Here is a 17,982-nt window from a genome sequence, read left to right as displayed (position 1 = left end):
GGCTACTCGCCGCCGAGTGCGCGGCGGACCAGCTCGTCGGCGGCCATGTCGTCGAAGTCGTCGCCGTGCCGGGGCCCCGGCAGCCGGTCGGCCGGGAACAGCTCGGCCTCCAGGCGCTCGGCGGTGGCGGCCGGGGTGGGGTGGTCGAACACCACGCTCGCGGGCAGCCGCACCCCGGCCAGCCGGACGAGCCGGTTGCGCAGCGCCATCGCGGTGATCGAGTCGAACCCGGCGTCGCGGAACGCCTGCCCGGCGGGCAGCGCGGCCCCGTCGTCGTGGCCCAGCACGCCCAGCGCCTCGGCGGTGACCAGCTCCAGCAGGTGGGCGCGCCGCTCGGCGGGCGGCATCGGGCGCAGCCGGTCGGCCAGCGACGGCCCGGCCGGGGCGGGGGTCGCGGCGCGCGGGGCGGGGACCCGGCGCTCCGGTTCGCGGTCGAGCGGGACGAGCGCGGGCAGACCGGTGCGCAGGGCCGCGTCGAACAGGCCGAGCGCGACCTGCGGCGAGAGCGTTCCGCGACCGCGCGCCATGCCCTCGGTCCACGGCCCCCAGGCCAGCGCCGTGGCGGGCAGGCCGAGGGCGTGCCGCTCGTGCGCGAGGCCGTCCAGGTGGGCGTTGGCCGCCGCGTAGTTGGCCTGCCCGGCGTGGCCGAGCGCGCCCGCGACCGAGGAGAACAGCACGAACGCCGCCAGGTCCCGGTCCCTGGTCAGCTCGTCCAGGTGCCGGGCGCCCTCGGCCTTGGGGCGCAGCACCGCGTCCAGCCGCTCGGGGGTCAGCGCGGTCAGGGCGCCGTCGTCGAGCACCCCGGCCAGGTGCGCCACCAGCGTCAGCGGCCGGTCCGGCGGCACGGCGGCCAGCGCCGCGACCACGTCGGCCCGGTTCGCGACGTCGCCGCGCACGTGCCGCACGTCGGCGCCCGGCACGTCCGGTCCGCGCCCGCTGCGGCTGAGCAGCACCAGGCAGCGCACGCCGTGCGCGCGCACCAGGTGCTCGGCCAGCAGCGCGGCCAGCGCGCCGGAACCGCCGGTGATCAGCGCGGCGCCGCCGGGGTCGAGCACGGCCCCGCCTGCGCCGGGCGCGGAGACCCGGTGCAGCCCCGGCACGAGCACGCGTCCCGCGCGCAGCACCGCCTCCGGCAGCGCGCCGGTGGCGAGGGCGGGCAGCAGCGCGGCGGACTCGGGCCGGTCGTCCAGGTCGGCCAGGACGAACCGGCCTGGGTGCTCGGCGGCGGCCGACCGCACCAGGCCCCACACCGCGGCGCCCTCGGCGCGTCCGGCGCGCGGCCCCACCGCGCCCGAGGTCGTCACGAGCAGCCGCGTCGACTCCCAGCGGGGCTCGGTCACCACCTCCTGGAGCAGCGGCAGCAGGTCGCGGACGTGCCCGGCGTCGACCCGCACCACCGGCGGCACCCGCTCGCCGACCTCGCGCAGCGGCACGGGCTCGGCGGCGCCGGGCGGCGGGCCGACCTCCGTCCACGCCTGGCGCAGCAGCACCCCCGGCCGCAGCCGGTCGGGGGTGACCGGCCGGGACACCAGCGAGGCGATCTCCAGCAGCGGGCGGCCCCGCGGGCAGGCCACGCGCACCCGGACGCCGCCGTCGCCGTCGGGCCGCAGGGAGGCGCGCACCGCGCGGCCCGCCCGGCCCGCGCCGCGCGCGGAGCGCCAGCTGAACGGCACCCGCACCTGCGAGCCGTCCTCGACGCCGGTGAGCGCGATGGCCTGGAGCACCGCGTCGAGCAGCGCGGGGTGCACGGCGTGCCCGTCGTCGGCGACCTCGTCCGGCAGGACCGCCTCCACCAGCACCTCGTCGTCGAGCTTCCAGGCGGCGCGCAGCCCCAGGAACGCGGGCCCGTACCCGTGGCCGGTGGCGGCCATCGCGGCCCGGTGGTCGGCCACCGGCAGCGGCAGCGCGCCCGGCGGCGGCCACTGCGCCAGGTCGAACGCGAGCGGCCCCGACTCGGGGGCGAGCTGGCCGGTGACGTGCCGGGTCCACGGTGAGCGCGGCCCTGCCGACTCCGGCCGGGAGTGCACGGCCACCTCCCGCCGCCCGTCCGGTCCCGGCGCGGCGGCGGTGACGCGCAGCAGCGCCGCCCCGTCGCCGAGCACCAGCGGGACCTCGTTGACCAGCTCGGCGACCTCGGGCAGCCCGAGCTGGCGACCGGCCGCCCGCACCAGGTCCAGCAGGGCCGTGCCGGGCACGACGACCGCGTCGAGCAGCCGGTGGTCGGCCAGCCACGGGTGGGCGCCGGTGGCGGCGCGGCCGGTGAACGCGGCGGTGTCCGAGCCGGGGATCTCCAGCTCCCCGGTGAGCAGCGGGTGCTCCAGCGGGGCGGCGTCGGTGGTGGGCGGGGCGGGGTCGAGCCAGAAGCGGCGGCGCTGGAACGGGTAGGTGGGCAGGTCGGTGGTCCGGCCGCCCGCGTCGGCCAGCAGCGGGGCGAAGTCGACGCGCGCGCCCCTCGCGTGCAGCGCGCCGAGCGCGGTGATCAGGGAGTGGTCCTCGTCCCGGTCGCGGTGCAGCAGGGGGGCGCAGAGCACGTCGTGCCCGTCCAGGCACTCCTGCGCGGCGGCGGCCAGCCCACCACCGGGGCCGACCTCGACGAACGCGGTCGCGCCCCGCCGGTGCAGGTCGGTGACGGCGTCGGCGAAGCGCACCGGCTCGCGGGCCTGGCCCAGCCAGTACTCGGGCGCGTCGAGCGCGCCGGGCGCGGTGGTGGCCACCGGGACGCGCGGCGGGCGGAAGTCCAGGCGCGCCAGCACGTCGGCGAACGCGGGCAGCACCGCGTCGACGGCGGCCGAGTGGAAGGCGTGGGCGACCCGCAGGCGCGTGGCGCGCCCGAGGCGGGCGGCGACCTCGGTGACGGCGGCCTCGTCGCCGGTGAGCACGGTGGCGCGGGGGCCGTTGACGGCGGCCAGCTCCACCCCGTCGACCAGCGCGGCGCGCGCCTCGTCCTCGCCCGCGCGGACCGCGACCATCACGCCGGGGGGCAGCTCGCGCATGAGGGCGCCGCGCGCGGCCACGAGGGTGGAGGCGTCCTCCAGGGACAGCACCCCGGCGGCGTGCGCGACGGCGATCTCGCCGACCGAGTGCCCGGCGAGCAGGTCGGGGCGGACGCCGAGCGCGTCGAGCAGGCGCACCAGCGCGACCTGCACGGCGAACAGGCCGGCCTGCGCGTAGCGGGTGTCGGCGAGCAGCCCGGGGTCGTCCAGCGCGGCGCGCACGCCGGGACCGCCGACGACGCGCCGGTCCAGCAGGGCGCACACCTCGCGCAGCGCGTCCCGGAACACCGGGAACCGCCGCTCCAGCAGCCGCCCGGTCCCGGCCCGCTGACTGCCCTGGCCGGACAGCAGGAACGCCACGCCCCCGCCGTCCCGCTCGGCGGGCGCGGTGGCGCCGGACGCGAGGTCGCGCAGCGCCGCCAGCGCCTGACCCCGGTCGCGGGCGGGGATCACCGCCCGGCAGGGCAGGGCGGCGCGGCCGGTGACCAGGGACAGCGCCAGATCGGGCAGCGGGACGCGCTCGGCGACCGGCAGCAGGCGGGCCGCGGTGGCGCGCAGCGCGGCCGGGTCGTGCGCGGACAGCACGAGCGGCAGGTGACCGGGGACGTCCCGGTCGGGCCCGGCGGGCACCCGGTGGTCGGGCGCCCGGCTCTCGGACACCTGGCCCAGGGGCGCCTGGCCCTCAGGCGCCCGCCCCATGGACGCCTGGCCCTCGGATGTCCGGTCTTCGGATGTCTGGTCTTCGGGCACCCGGCCGCCGAACGCCCGGCCCTCGGATGTCTGGCCCTCGGGTGCCCGGCCTCCGGACGTCCGTCCCTCGGGCGCCCGCCCCTCAGGCACCCGCCCCTCTGAAGTCCGCCTGTCGGGGATCCGCACCTCGGGGATCCGCCCCTCGGGGCTCAACTCCTCGGGCGCCTGCTCCAGCACCACGTGCGCGTTGGTGCCGCTGACCCCGAACGAGGACACCGCCGCCCGGCGCGGCCTGCCCACCTCGGGCCAGTCCCGCTGCTCGGCCAGCACCGCGACCCCGTCCCACTCGACCTCGGGGGTGGGCTCGGCCGCGTGCAGGGTCGCGGGCAGCACCCCGTGCCGCAGCGCCTGCACCGCCTTGATCAGCCCGGCGACCCCGGCGGCGGCCTGGGTGTGCCCGATGTTGGACTTGACCGACCCGAGCCACACCGGCTCCCCGCCCCGGTCCCGCCCGTAGGTCGCCACCAGCGCCCGCGCCTCGATCGGGTCGCCCAACCGGGTCCCGGTCCCGTGCGCCTCCACGAGGTCCACGTCGGCCGCCGACAGCCCGGCGTCCGCGAGCGCCCGCCCGATGACGCGCTCCTGCGCGGGGCCGCTGGGCGCGGTCAGCCCGTTGGAGGCCCCGTCGGAGTTCACCGCGCTGCCGCGCACCAGCCCCAGCACCCGGCGCCCGTTGCGGCGCGCGTCCCACAGCCGCTCCAGCAGCACCAGCCCGACGCCCTCGCCGAACCCGGTGCCGTCCGCGCCCGCCCCGAACGCCTTGCAGCGCCCGTCGGCGGCGAGCCCGCGCTGCCGGGAGAAGTCCACGAACAGGTCCGGCGTGCTCAGCACCGTCACGCCGCCCGCCAGCGCCAGCGAGCACTCGCCGCCGCGCAGGGCCCGCACCGCCAGGTGCACGCCCACCAGCGACGACGAGCAGGCGGTGTCCACGGTCATCGCCGGTCCCTGCAGCCCGAAGGCGTAGGCGACCCGGCCGGACACCACGCTCCCGGACACCCCGGTCACCCGGTGCCCCTCCAGCCCCTGGTCGGAGTGGGCGGGCAGCACCGGGTAGCCGTGCGCGATGACGCCCGCGAACACGCCGGTGTCGGTGCCGCGCAGCGAGTCGGGGGCGATGCCCGCGCGCTCGAACAGCTCCCACGCCACCTCCAGCAGCAGCCGCTGCTGCGGGTCGGTGCCGATGGCCTCGCGGGGGCTGATGCCGAACAGGTCGGCGTCGAAGCCCGCGACGTCGGCGAGGAACCCGCCCTCGCGGGCGTGGCTGCGCCCGGCGCGGTCCGGGTCGGGGGCGAACAGGGCCGCCAGGTCCCAGCCCCGGTCGGCGGGGAACGGGGTGAGCGCGTCCCCGCCGCCCGCGACGAGGTCCCACAGGTCCTCCGGGGAGGACACGTCGCCGGGGAAGCGGCAGGCCATCGACACGATCGCGATGGGCTCCCCCGCGTCGGCGGTGACGGCGGCGGTGGCGGGGGGCGCGGTGGTCCCGGCGGCGGGGGCGTGCCCGAGCTCGGCGAGCAGGTGCGCGGTGAGCAGCGCCGGGGTCGGGTGGTCGAACACCGAGGTGGCGGCGAGCGCGAGCCCGGTCGCGGCGGCGAGCCGGTTGCGCAGCTCCACGGCCGTGAGCGAGTCGACGCCCAGCTCCTTGAACGCGCGGTTCGCGTCCACGGCGGAGGCGTCGCGGTGCCCGAGCACGGTCGCGGTGTGCGCCCTGACCACGTCGATCAGCGGCCGGTCCGCGCCGGCGACGGCCTGGGCCGCGACCGCCCGGCGCGGTCCGGCGAGGTCGCGCAGCAGCGGCGGGACCTCGGCGGCGCGGCGGGGGTCGAGCGCGGCGGCGAGGACGGCGGGTTCCGGCGAGGCGAGCGCGGCGTCGAGCAGGGCCAGCGCCTCGGTGGTGGTGAGCGAGCCCGCGCCGTGCCTGGCCCCGCGCGCGAGGTCGGCGGCGGTGAGCCCGGCGGTGAGGGCGCTGGTGTGCTCCCAGTGGCCCCAGGCGATGGAGGTGGCGGGCAGCCCGGCGGAGCGGCGGCGGGCGGCCAGCGCGTCGAGCGCGGCGTTCGCGGCGGCGTAGTTGGCCTGGCCCGCGTTGCCGAGCGTCCCGGCGGCGGAGGAGAACAGCACGAACGCGGCCAGGTCGGCGTCGCGGGTCAGCTCGTCCAGCAGCAGCGCCCCGTCGAGCTTGGGGCGCAGGACCGCGTCGACGCGCGCCGCGTCCTGGTCGGCGAGCAGGGCGTCGTCGAGCGCGCCCGCCGTGTGCACGACGGCGGTCAGCGGGCGCCCGCCCAGGTCGGCCAGCAGGGCGGCGACCCGGTCGCGGTCGGCGGCGTCGCAGCGCTCGAACCGCGTGGTGGCGCCGAGTTCGGCGAGGTCGGCGGCCAGCTCGGCGGCGCCGGGCGCGTCGGGGCCGCGCCGGGAGGTGATCAGCAGGTGGCGGGCGCCGTGCGCGGACACCAGGTGGCGGGCGGTGAGCGCGCCGAGCGCGCCGCCGCCGTGGACCAGGACGGTGCCCTCGGGGTCGAGCGGGCGGGGGACGGTGAGCACGACCTTGCCGACGTGCCCGCCGGACGCGACGTGCCGCAGCGCCTCGGGGGCGTGCCGGACGTCGCGGACGGTCAGCGGCAGCGGCTCAAGGCGGCCCGCCGCGAACAGCCCCAGCACCTCGGCGAGCAGTTCGGCGGTGCGGTCCGGGCCCGCGTCGCGCAGGTCGTAGGCCCGGTAGGTCACGTCGGCGCGCACGAGGTCGCGCACGTCGACCTTGCCCAGCTCCAGGAACCGCCCGCCCGGCGCGAGCAGCCGCAGCGAGGCGTCCACCAGCTCGCCGGTGAGCGAGTTCAGCACGACGTCGACGTTCGGGAAGCGCTCGGCGAACCCGGTGTCGCGGGAGGAGGCCAGGTGCGCGTCGTCCAGGCCGAGCGCGCGCAGCACCGGCCACTTCGCCGGGGACGCGGTGGCGAACACCTCCGCGCCCAGCAGCGCGGCCAGCCTGACGGCCGCGCCGCCGACGCCGCCCGCGCCCGCGTGCACCAGGACGCGGTCGCCCGGCCCGACCTGGGCGAGGTCGCGCAGGCCGTAGAGGGCGGTGAGGAACGCGACCGGCACCGAGGCGGCGCGCGCGAACCCCCAGCCGGGCGGGACGGGCGCGAGCAGCCGGGCGTCGGTGACCGCGACCGGGCCGAACGCGCCGAAGTCGCGGTCGAACGTGCCGAGCACCCGGTCGCCGACCGCGAGGCCGGTGACGCCGGGGCCGGTCTCCAGGACCACGCCCGCGGCCTCGCCGCCGAGCCCGCGCTGGCCGGGCACGGCGTTCAGCACGACGGCGGCGTCCCGGAAGTTGACGCCCGCGGCGCGCACGCCCACCCGGACCTCGCCGGGTTCCAGCGGGCGGTTCGCGGCCGGGCTCGGGGTCGCGGCCAGGTCGGTGAACGTGCCGCCGTCGCAGGTCAGGCGCCAGGTCGGGGCGGCGGGCAGCGGCAGGCCGTCGTCGCGGGTGCGCGCCAGGCGCGGCGCGCTCGCCCTGCCCGCGCGCACCCGGACCTGCGGTTCGCCGGTGGCGGGCAGGGCGGGCAGCAGGGCGCGCGAGGCGGGGTCGTCGTCCAGGTCGACCACGGCGAAGCGGCCCGGCCGCTCGGTCTGGGCGGTGCGCAGCAGCCCCCACACGGCCGCGGCGGCCGGGTCCTCGGCCGCGCCGCGCGTGACGACGGTCAGCTCGTCGTGCTCGCGCAGGGCCTCCAGGGTCAGGCCGACGAGGGTGCGGGCGTCGCCGCCGGGCAGGTCGAGCACGGGCCGGTCGAGCACGGGGGCGCCCGGCGTGGAGTCCGGTGTGGACACCGGCAAGTCCAGGTCGACCCACTCGACGCGGAACAGCGCGCCCGAGCCGACGAGCGCGGTGGCCGGGGCCGGGCGCAGCCGCAGGGCGTCGACCTCCACGACCGGCGCGCCCTCGGGGTCGTAGGCGCGCAGCACGTGGTCGTCGGCGGTCCCGGTCAGGCGCACGCGCAGCGCGGTCGCCCCGGTGGCGCGCAGCCTGGTCCCCCGCCAGGAGAACGGCAGCAGCACCTCGTCGGCGGCGACCCGCGCCGGGGGCAGCAGGCCGGTGGCGTGCAGCGCGGCGTCGAACAGGGCCGGGTGCAGGCCCCAGCCGTCCGGGCTCAGCGGTGCGGGCAGCTCCACCTCGGCGAACACCTCGCCGTCGCGGGTCCAGGCCCGTCGCAGCCCGCGCAGCGCGGGCCCGTAGTCGTAGCCCTCGGCGGCCCGGCTGTCGTAGAACCCGGCCAGGTCGACCTCGCGCGCGCCGGTCGGCGGCCACTCGGTCAGCGGGACCGGGGTGGAGCGGTCGGCGGCGAGGGAGCCGCTGGCGTGCCGGGTCCACGCGCCGCCCTCGGCGCGGGCGTGGGCCTCCAGCGGCCTGCGCCCGGCGGCGTCCGGGGCGCCGATCCTGAGCTGCACCTCCACCGCGCCGCGCTCGGGCAGCACCAGCGGTGCCTCCACGAGCAGCTCGTCCAGCGCGGGCGCGCCGACCTCGTCGCCGGCGCGGATGGCCAGCTCCGCCCAGCACGTGCCGGGCAGGACGGCGGACCCGCGCACCGCGTGGTCGGCGAGCCACGGGTGCCGCGCGGTGCTCAGCCGCGCCTGGCACACCAGGTCCTCGCCACCCGCGAGGTCGGTGGCGGAGGTGAGCAGCGGGTGCCGCAGCGCGGAGGCGGCGGTGGGGTCGGCGTCCAGCCAGTAGCGGGCGCGCTGGAACGGGTAGGTGGGCAGGTCGAGCGCCCGGACCGGCGGGGGCGCCAGCGGGGAGAGGTCGACGGGCACGCCGCGCACGTGCAGCTCGGCGGCGGAGCGCAGGAACCGGTCGAGGCCGCCGTCGTCGCGGCGCAGGGTGCCGGTGGCGACCGAGGGGCCCGCGCCCGCGAGCAGGTCCTGGACGGGCGCGGTGAGCACCGGGTGGGCGCCGACCTCCACGAACGCCCGGAACCCGTCGGCGACCAGGAGCGCGGTGGCGTCGGCGAAGCGGACGGGGTGGCGCAGGTTGGCGAACCAGTAGTCGGCGTCGAGCTCGGCGCCGTCCAGCCACTTCCCCGTGACGGTGGACAGCATCGGGATGGCGGCCGGTCGGGGGGTGATCGGCGCGAGGTCGGCGAGCAGGCCCTCGCGCAGCACGTCCACGGCGGGCGAGTGCGAGGCGTAGTCCACCGGCAGCCTGCGGGCGCCCTCCACGCGGGCGACCAGCGCGTCGACCTCGCCGGAGACGACCACCGAACCGGGTCCGTTGACCGCCGCGACGCACACCCCGGTGCCCGCGACCAGCTCCTCGACCTGGGCCTGCGGCAGCGGGATCGAGGCCATGCCGCCGCCATTCAGCCCGGCGGCGATGGCCCGGCTGCGCAGCACGACCACGCGGGCCGCGTCGGCCAGTGAGAGCGCTCCCGCGACGCAGGCGGCGGCGATCTCGCCCTGCGAGTGGCCGACCACCGCGTCGGGCTCGACGCCGACCGAGCGCCACAGCCGGGCCAGCGCGACCATGACGACGAACGCGACCGGCTGGACGACGTCCACCCGGCTCAGGTCGCCGCCGCGCAGCACGTCGACCACGCGGAAGTCCACCAGGGGGTCGACGGCCGCCGCGCACTCGCCCACCCGCTCGGCGAACACCGGGGACTCGTCGAGCAGCCGGGCGCCCATGCCCACCCACTGGCCGCCCTGGCCGGGGAACACGAGCACCGTGCGGCCGGTGACGTCCGCGCGCCCGGTGACCAGGGCGGGCGAGGGCTCGTCGGCGGCCAGCGCCTCCAGCGCGGCGAGCGCGCCCGCCCGGTCGGCGGCGACCACGACGGCGCGCTCGCCGAGGTCGGCCCGGCCGGCTCTCAGCGCGCCCGCCAGCTCGGCGGCCGTGACGTCGGAGGGGGCGAGGAAGTCGGCCAGCCGCCGGGCCTGGGCGCGCAGCGCCGCCGCGTCGACGGCGGACACCGGCAGCGGCACGGGCCCGCGCTCGGGCGCGGCGGGCGCGGCGGTCTCGGCGGGCGCCTGCTCCAGGACCACGTGCGCGTTGGTGCCGCTGACCCCGAACGAGGACACCGCCGCGCGACGCGGCCGGTCCACCTCGGGCCACGCGCGCTGCTCGGCCAGCACCTCCACCCCGTCCCAGTCGACCTCGGGGGTGGGCGCGTCCACGTGCAGGGTGCGCGGCAGCACCCCGTGCCGCAGCGCCTGCACGAGCTTGATGAGCCCGGCGATCCCGGCCGCGCCCTGGGGATGCCCGAAGTTCGACTTCAGCGAGCCGAGCCACAGCGGCTCGCCGTCCCGGTCCCGCCCGTAGGTCGCGACCAGCGCGCGGGCCTCGATCGGATCACCGAGCCGCGTCCCGGTCCCGTGCGCCTCCACCGCGTCCACGTCCGAAGTGGACAGACCGGCGTCCGCGAGCGCCGCCCGGATCACCCGCTGCTGCGCCGCACCGCTCGGCGCCGTCAACCCGTTCGACGCCCCGTCCGAGTTCACCGCGCTGCCCCGGATCACCGCCAGCACCCGACGCCCGTTGCGCCGCGCGTCCGACAGCCGCTCCAGCAGCACCAACCCCGCGCCCTCGGACCACGCCGTCCCGTCCGCCGACGCCGAGAACGGCTTGCAGCGGCCGTCCGGGGCCAGCGCGCCCTGCCGGGCGAACTCGACGAAGTCGGCGGGCGTGGCCATGACCGTCGCGCCGCCCGCCAGCGCCATCGAGCACTCGCCGCGCCGCAGCGACTGCACGGCCAGGTGCACCGCCACCAGCGACGACGAGCAGGCGGTGTCCACGGTGAGCGCGGGCCCGGTGAGCCCGAACGCGTAGGCGATCCGCCCGGAGGCGACGCTGCCCGCGTTGCCGGTGCTCAGGTAGCCCTCCACGAGCTGCCGGTCCAGCCCCGGCCGCGACCCGTAGTCGTGGCCCATCAGCCCGGCGAACACGCCGGTCCCGTCGCCCGCCACCGAGCGCGGGTCGATCCCGGCGCGCTCGAACACCTCCCACGCGACTTCGAGCAGCAGCCGCTGCTGCGGGTCCATCGCGAGTGCCTCGCGCGGGTGCACCCCGAACAGGGCGGCGTCGAACAGGGCGGCGTCGGCCAGGAACCCGCCGCCCGCGCAGGCGCCGCGCAGCGCGTCCAGGTCCCAGCCCCGGTCGACCGGGAACGGCGACACCACGTCCGCGCCGGAGCGCACGACCTCCCACAGGTCCTCGGGGGAGGCGACGCCGCCGGGCAGCCTGCACCCGGCGGCGACGACCGCGATCGGCTCTCCCGAGCGCTCGACGGGGCGCTCGACGGCGCGCGCGGGCGCGACCGGGGTCCGCGACGCGCCGAACAGCTCGTCGTGCAGCAGGGCGGCGAGCGCGGTCGGGGTGGGGTGCTCGAACGCGGCGGTCGCGGGCAGCGCGAGCCCGGTCGCGGCGGTGAGCCGGTTGCGCAGGGCGACCGAGGTGGCGGAGGTGAAGCCGAGTTCGGCGAAGCCGCGCTCGTGCCCGTCGACCAGGAACTCGGCGGGCCGCAGGGCCGCGGTCTCGGCGCGCACCAGGTCGAGCAGCCGCCGCCTGCGCTCCCGCTCCCCGCGACCGGCCAGGCTCGCCCGCAGCTCGGCCACCCGGACCGGCTCGGGTTCGGCGGCGACCACGTGCAGCAGGTCGCGCAGCGGCGCGGGCACGTCCCCGGCGACCAGGTCGGGGTCGGGGCGCAGCACCGAGACGACCGGCTCGTCGGCGCCGAGCGCGGCGTCGAACGCGGCCAGCCCGTCCCGCAGCGGCAGCACGGCCAGCCCCGGCCGGGCCTGCGCGGTCTCGGCCTCCCACGGTCCCCAGGCCAGGCACCGCGCGGGCATCCCGGCGGCGCGGCGGCGCAGCACGACGTCCTCCGCGGCGGCCGAGTCGAACGCGGTCGCGCACACCACCAGCTCGACCCGCGCGCCGAGCAGGCGGGGCAGGGCCTCCGGGTCCCCGTCGCCGGTGTGCACGAGCGCGCCCAGCGGGGACGGCGCCCGGCTGAGCGCGCGGTCGAGCGCGTCCGGTCCGGCGACGGCGAGCACGACCCGCGCGCCCGAGGCCACGAGGTCGTCGCGCAGCGCGCCCGCGCGGGCTCGCCCGTGGGGAGCGGTGATCAGCAGCAGGTCGCGCACGCCGTGCGCGCCGCGCAGGTGCCGGGCCAGCGCCGCGGCGGTCCCGCTGTCCGCCCCGGTGACGGCGACGGCCCGGCGGGGGTCGAGCGCGCCGCGCCCGACGACGGAGCCGGGGACCTCGTGCAGGCGCGGCACGAGCACGACCCCGGAGCGCACGAGCAGCCGGGGCTCACCGGCGGCGAGCAGCCCGACCGGGTCGACCGCGCCGTCGTCGTCGGCGTCGACCGCGGTGATCCCGGCGCGGCAGGCGGCGGTCCACGCGGCGAGCTGCCCGAGCCGCACCGGCCCGCCGTCCACGGCCACCGCACCTCGGGTGAGCACCAGGTCGGGACGACCGGACAGCGCGGGCGCGTCGTCGCCGCGCAGGTCGAGCACCACCGGCGCGCCACCGGGAGCCGGGGCGGTGGGCTCCGCCATGACGGCCACCGGATGCCCGCCCGGCCGTGCGGCCGCCACCGGGGTCGACGCCTCGGCGGGCGTGGTCGCGGGCGCTGTCGCAGCAGCGGGCGTGGTCGCACGGGCAGGACCGGTCGCGGCACCGGCACCGGTCACAGCACTGGACGCGGTCGCGGCACCAGACCCGGCCACCGCACCGGGCGCGGTCGCGCCACCGGGCGCTGCGGCCAGCGGCACCCAGTCGGTGCGGAACAGCGCCCCCCGCTCACCGCTCGCCCGCAACCGCGCCGGCGTGTCCAGCAGCACCCTCCGGGTGATCTTCCCGGAGGCCGTGCGCGGCACGGACTCGATCTGGTACAGCTCCTCGGGCACCTTGTGGTACGACAGCCGCTCCCGGCACACCGCCAGCACCTGCGCCGGGTCGAACCCCTCCCCCGGCACCAGGAACGCCACCGGGACCTCGCCCAGCACGTCGTGCGGCCTGCCCACCACGGCGGCGTCCGCGACGCCCGGCACGGCCCGCAGCACCGCCTCCACCTCCGCCGGGTGCACCTTCTCGCCGCCGCGGACCACGACGTCGTCGATGCGCCCGGTGACCGCGTGGAACCCGGACTCGTCCCTGGTCGCCAGGTCGCCGGTGCGGTACCAGCCGTCGCGCAGCGCGGCGGCCGTCGCCTCGGGCCGGTTGTGGTAGCCGACCATGACGCTCGGCCCGCGCACCCACACCTCGCCCTCCGCGCCGGTCGGCGCGTCCAGGCCGGTGTCCGGGTCGACCAGCCGCACCGCCAGACCCGGCACCGGGAGGCCGCTGGAGCCCTCGACCCTGGGCCCGGTCGGCCAGTTCACGGTGATCGACCCGCACGTCTCGGTGCTGCCGTAGGCGTCGATGAGCGGCACGCCGAACCGCTGCTCGACGGCGGCCCGCAGCTCGGCCGTGGTGATCGCGCCGCCGACCAGCCCGACCCGCAGGTCGGGCGCGAGAAACCCGCGCTCACCGGCCGCGCGCACCAGGTGGTGGTAGGTCGTGGGCACGCCCGCGAGCACCGTGGAGCGCTCCTCGTGCAGCGCGGCCAGCACGTCCTGCGGGGAGCGCCCGTCGACCACGCGGGTGGTGGCGCCGACGGCGGTGGTGGCCAGCACCCCGGCGATGTGCGACAGGCTGTGGAACAGCGGCAGCGGCCACAGCACCCGGTCGTCCGGGGTCAGACCGAGCACGGGCGCGTAGCAGGCGGCCACCGACCACAGGCAGTTGCGCTGGGTGGACAGCACGCCCTTGGGGGCGCCGGTGGTGCCGGAGGTGTAGAGCATCCACGCCAGGTCGTCCAGCTCCAGCGCGTCGTGCGCGGGCAGCGGGGCGTCGACGCCCGCGAGCGCCTCGTAGTCCCGGTCGACGTGCACGACCTCCAGCGCGGGCCGGGTGGCGCGGAGCCCGGCGAGCTGGTCGGCGTGCGCGGCGTCGGTGAGGACGAGCCGGGCGCCGCTGTCGTCGAGGAGGGCGCCCAGCTCGGCGTCGGTGGACACCGGGTTCAGCGGCACGCCCACCGCGCCCGCCCGCACCAGCGCCAGGTAGCACTCGACGGTCTCCACCCGGTTGCCCAGCAGGATCACGGCGCGGTCGCCGGGCAGCAGCCTGCGCGCGGCCAGGTGCCCGGCCAGCCTGCGCGTGCGCAGCTCCAGGTCGACCCAGGTGACGGCGCGGCGCGCGTCGCGGAAGGCGACGCGGTCGCCGCGCTCGGCCGCGTGCTCGCGCAGCAGTTCGGGCAGGGGACGGATCAGGTCGCTTCGCAGCATCTCTCCCACATCCGGTTCGGGGGCCCGGTCATCCGCGCAGCCACCCACCTTGGCCCGTGCGCGACGCGGGCGCACGGGCCTGGCTAGCCCGGACGGGGGAAGGAATTGCCGCCGGATTACCGACCGCGCCCCACCCGGTGGAAGGGGACAAGCGGTGGTGGCGGCTCCGGTGGGTCCGAGGGGGCGCGCAGCGCCGTCCCAGGGCCAGCGGCGGCCTCACCCGACGCCGTCACGCCCGTGGCGCGCGGGCAGCCGGGTCCGGGCCGACGACAGCGGTGGCTCTCGGCCGGGGTCGGGCCGAGCCCGACGCCCGGCCGAGAGCCCGCCCCCTCAGGCCTCCTCCAGCGCGCAGGCGACGGCCTCCGCCACCAGCGGCATCTGCTCCTCCGCCCCCAGCAGCACCCGGTGGTGCAGCCACACGCAGTCGCTGCTGAGCGCTTCCGTGACCGGGCAGGCGCGGGCGAGGGCGTCCACCGTGGTGTCGGGGGCGGCGCGCTCCCAGAACGCGGCGGTGCGGTAGATCGCGCGGAACCCGGCGAACGCCGGGACTCCGCGCTCGACCAGCGCGTCGACCAGGCGGGCGCGGCGCTCCTCGCCGATGCCGGGGACCTGGAACATGGCCATGTAGTGCGGGTTGCGGTCGCAGCGCGGGTCGGTCCCCTGCGGGACGACGCCGGGCACCTCGGCGAGCAGCCGCGACAGCACGGGCCAGTGCCGCTCGCGCACGTCGGTCTGCTGCTGGAGCCTGCCGAGCTGGGCGCGCAGCAGCGCGGCGGAGAACTCGTTCATGCGGAAGTTCGACCCGGCCGTGCGGTGGTGGTAGGCCCGGTCGGCGAGCGGGCGCCCGCAGGCGTGGCGCAGGAACGCCTCCTCGTGCTGGTCCCCGTCCGGGAGCAGCACGGCGCCGCCCTCGCCCGCGGTCATCAGCTTGCCGTTCTGGAAGCTGAAGGCGGCGATCGAGCCGAGCGCGCCGAGGGGCTCGCCGCGCCACCGCGCGCCGTGGGCGTGCGCGGCGTCCTGGAGCAGCGGGACGCCGGTCTCGGCGGACAGGGCGCGCAGCGCGTCCATGTCGGCGAGCTGGCCCGCCATGTGCACGGGCATGATCGCCCTGGTGCGCTCGGTGATCGCGGCCCGCACGGCGGCCGGGTCGACGCAGTAGGTGTCCGGGTCGACGTCGACGGGGACGACGACCGCGCCGAGCCGCTGGGCGGCCTGCGAGGAGGAGATGAAGGTGAACGCGGGCACGATCACCTCGGTGCCAGGCCCGGCGCCCATGACCTCCAGGACGAGTTCGAGGGCGTGCGTGCCCGTGGTGACGGCGAGCGCGTGCCGGGCGCCGTGGGCCTGCGCGAACTCCCGCTCGAACGAGACGACCTCGTCCCCGGTGATCCGCCACCACCGGCCGCTGTCGAGCGTGCGCAGCAGGGCCTCGCGCTCGGTCGAGTCGAACTGCGGCCAGGCGGGGAACTCCAGCTTCTGCGGGGCCTTCAGGTGCACGGTCGGTCGCCCTCGTCTCTGCTCTCGGTCCGGCGCGCTCTCCGGGGGCCGGTGCGCGGCCCGAAGCTAACGGCGGCCGGAAGAGCCCCCCAACCCCCTGACGCCCCCCTAGGTCCCCCCTGCGTTCAGCCGGTTCGCCGCGGTCCCCACCACCGGGGTCAGGCCGTCAGCACAATCGCACCGTCCACTCACGTCTTTGCGCTCTGCGAGGTGTTCCTGGTGCCCGACCTGCTCCTGCTGAACGGCCCGAACCTGGGAATCCTGGGCCGCCGCGAACCCGAGGTGTACGGGACCGCGACGCTCGCCGACATCGAGGACGCGGTGGCCGACGAGGTGGCGGACCGGGGGTGGAAGGTGGTGGCGAGGCAGCACGACGGCGAAGCCGAGATGATCGGGACCATCCAGGACAGCTACGACACGGTGGGCGCTATCGTGAACCCCGGCGCGCTCATGATCGCCGGCTGGAGCCTGCGGGACGCCCTGGCGAACTACCCGAGCCCGTGGATCGAGGTCCACCTGTCGAACGTGTGGGCCCGCGAGCCGTTCCGCCACCAGTCCGTGATCGCCCCGCTGGCGACGGGCCTGATCGCGGGCGTGGGCGCCCTGGGCTACCGCCTGGCGGCACGGGCGCTGCTGGACCGGGTCGGGGGTTGACGGGTAGGTGTTGGTTGGCGGGCGAGGGCTGGCTGGGGGACGGGCGCTGCTGGACCGGGCCGCTGGCGAGCGAGTGTTGGTTGGCGGGCGGCTGGCGAGCGGGTCGACTGAGGGGCAAGCCGGTTGGTGGCCTGACCGGCGGCTAGCTCCGCAGTTCCGACGCGGTGGGCCCACGTCCTGGCCAACCGGCGGGCTGCCCTGGCCAACGACGTCACCGCGCCGCCACGTCACCGCGCTGCCACATCGCCGCCCCCGACCAGCGCGCTACTCCCGGTTTCCCCCACGCGCCAGGACAAGCGCCCCGTGCAGCGAGGACTCGGCCCCGAGCACCGCCGGTCGCACCGATGGCACCGGGTGCCCGGTCCTGCCCAGCCCGGCGACCCGCTCGGCCACAGCGGGCACGAGCCCTGGCAGCGCGGTGGTGACACCACCGCCGATCAGCGCCAACTCGGGCCGAACCAGCTCCCCCACCCCGATCACCAGCGCGGCCAACGCGGACGCGGCGTCCTCACAAGCCTCCACCGCCCACCGCTCCCCACGCGCGACCCCGTCCCGGACGTCCCCCAGCCCACCGGGCCGCCCACCACGCGCGACGGCCCCGCGCAGAATCGCGGGCCCGGACGCGAACGCCTGCACGCACCCCCGCCGCCCGCAGTCGCACAGCCCCCCACCCCGTTCGACGACCACGTGCCCCACCTCGCACGAGCCACCCGAGTTCAGCGGCAGTCCACCCGAGACGATCCCGCCACCAACCCCGGTGCCCACACCGACGTACAGCAGCTCACCGCACCCGGCGGCATCGGCCTCGGCAAGCGCCGCGAGGTCACCGTCATCCCCGTGCCGCACCGAGGCGCCGGGGAACATCGCCCCCAACGCACCGAGCACGTCCACCCCGACCCACCCGGGCCGACCCGGCCAGGCGACCACGACGCCGGACCGATCGAGCGTGGCAGGCACAGCGACACCAACCGACCTGACACCCCCACCCCCACCAGCCCGCTCGACCGCCCGAACGAGCAAGGCGAGGTCTTCGCCAGCAGAAGCGCCGCTCTCCCACCGCACCACGCTGTCGCCCGACCGCCCGTCCGCACCAACAACCCGAACAGCGGCCTTCGTCCCCCCAAGATCAACTCCAACCACCCCGCCAGTACCCGAACCGCTCACCCCACCCCCCTGATCCCGGCGCACAGCAGCCCACCCCGTGTTCCCGGCCCACGACCGCCAGCAAGCAACCCCAGCGCAGGCTGTCCGGTCAGGAGCTAGTCCGCCGCTGTCCGCACACTGGGCACCCGCAGGCCACCCGCTCGTCGTGAAGCCGCCCGCTCAGCAGCCACCCGCCGGGCCCGGTCGTTCGTCTCCACCAGCGCGAACCGGGCCGTCTCCACAGCGGCCCTGGTAGCGCCCAGTGCTTCGCGGCAGGACTGCGCACCCCGACCTTCGAGCGCGCCGCCCCCGTCCTCGGCGCCCCGCTGCTCCCACGCCTCGCACAGCAGCACGAACGCGGTCAGGCAGGACGTGGCGGCCACGACCAGCGGATCACGTCCCTCGCCCACCAGCGCCAACCGAGCGACGATCCGCTCCACCTCGGCCTTGGCCAGCACAGGCCCCAGCACCTCTGCGGCCACGCCACGCCCTCCTCCACACCGAACCCGGCGCCCGAACCACCACGCGGCGACGCCGTCAGCAGCAACCTCACCAACACCACTCAGCACACACCGGGCCATGCCCACACCGAGCAGCGCCGCACCCACGCCCCGCAGGACTGCGCCGTGCC

The 17,982-nt window shown here is 78.0% G+C and carries 5 protein-coding genes; 1 reads left to right on the top strand and 4 read right to left on the bottom strand.

Annotated features, from left to right (window positions below):
- Positions 1–2: 2 nt before the first annotated feature.
- Positions 3–14,057 (bottom strand): type I polyketide synthase, encoded by a 14,055-nt coding sequence (locus tag CNX65_RS37060; RefSeq protein ID WP_096494004.1) that lies wholly within the window; start codon positions 14,055–14,057, stop codon positions 3–5.
- 330 nt (positions 14,058–14,387) lie between these two features.
- Positions 14,388–15,554, bottom strand: coding sequence for an aminotransferase class I/II-fold pyridoxal phosphate-dependent enzyme (locus CNX65_RS16260; RefSeq protein ID WP_096494002.1), 1,167 nt, complete (start codon positions 15,552–15,554; stop codon positions 14,388–14,390).
- A 219-nt stretch (positions 15,555–15,773) separates the two neighbouring features.
- Between CNX65_RS16260 and CNX65_RS16255 the strand changes: the two genes are divergently transcribed.
- Entirely contained in the window at positions 15,774–16,208 is a 435-nt protein-coding gene (locus CNX65_RS16255) for a type II 3-dehydroquinate dehydratase (RefSeq protein ID WP_096493998.1), read from the top strand.
- A gap of 264 nt (positions 16,209–16,472) precedes the next feature.
- Here the strand turns inward: CNX65_RS16255 and CNX65_RS16250 are convergent, their stop codons facing one another.
- Positions 16,473–17,348, bottom strand: a complete 876-nt coding sequence (locus CNX65_RS16250) for an ROK family protein (RefSeq protein WP_198320613.1) — start codon at positions 17,346–17,348, stop codon at positions 16,473–16,475.
- Between the two features lie 119 nt (positions 17,349–17,467).
- Positions 17,468–17,833, bottom strand: coding sequence for a hypothetical protein (locus CNX65_RS16245; protein ID WP_096493996.1), 366 nt, complete (start codon positions 17,831–17,833; stop codon positions 17,468–17,470).
- Positions 17,834–17,982: the final 149 nt, after the last annotated feature.

Origin of the sequence: Actinosynnema pretiosum, assembly GCF_002354875.1 — a bacterium.
Classification (GTDB): Bacteria; Actinomycetota; Actinomycetes; order Mycobacteriales; family Pseudonocardiaceae; genus Actinosynnema; species Actinosynnema auranticum.
This window is presented reverse-complemented; position numbering and strand designations above follow the sequence as displayed.

Bases quoted from the DNA above. Each gene is read 5' to 3' on its own strand.
- CNX65_RS37060 (WP_096494004.1), bottom strand. From the start codon at position 14,057: ATGCTGCGAAGCGACCTGATCCGTCCCCTGCCCGAACTGCTGCGCGAG.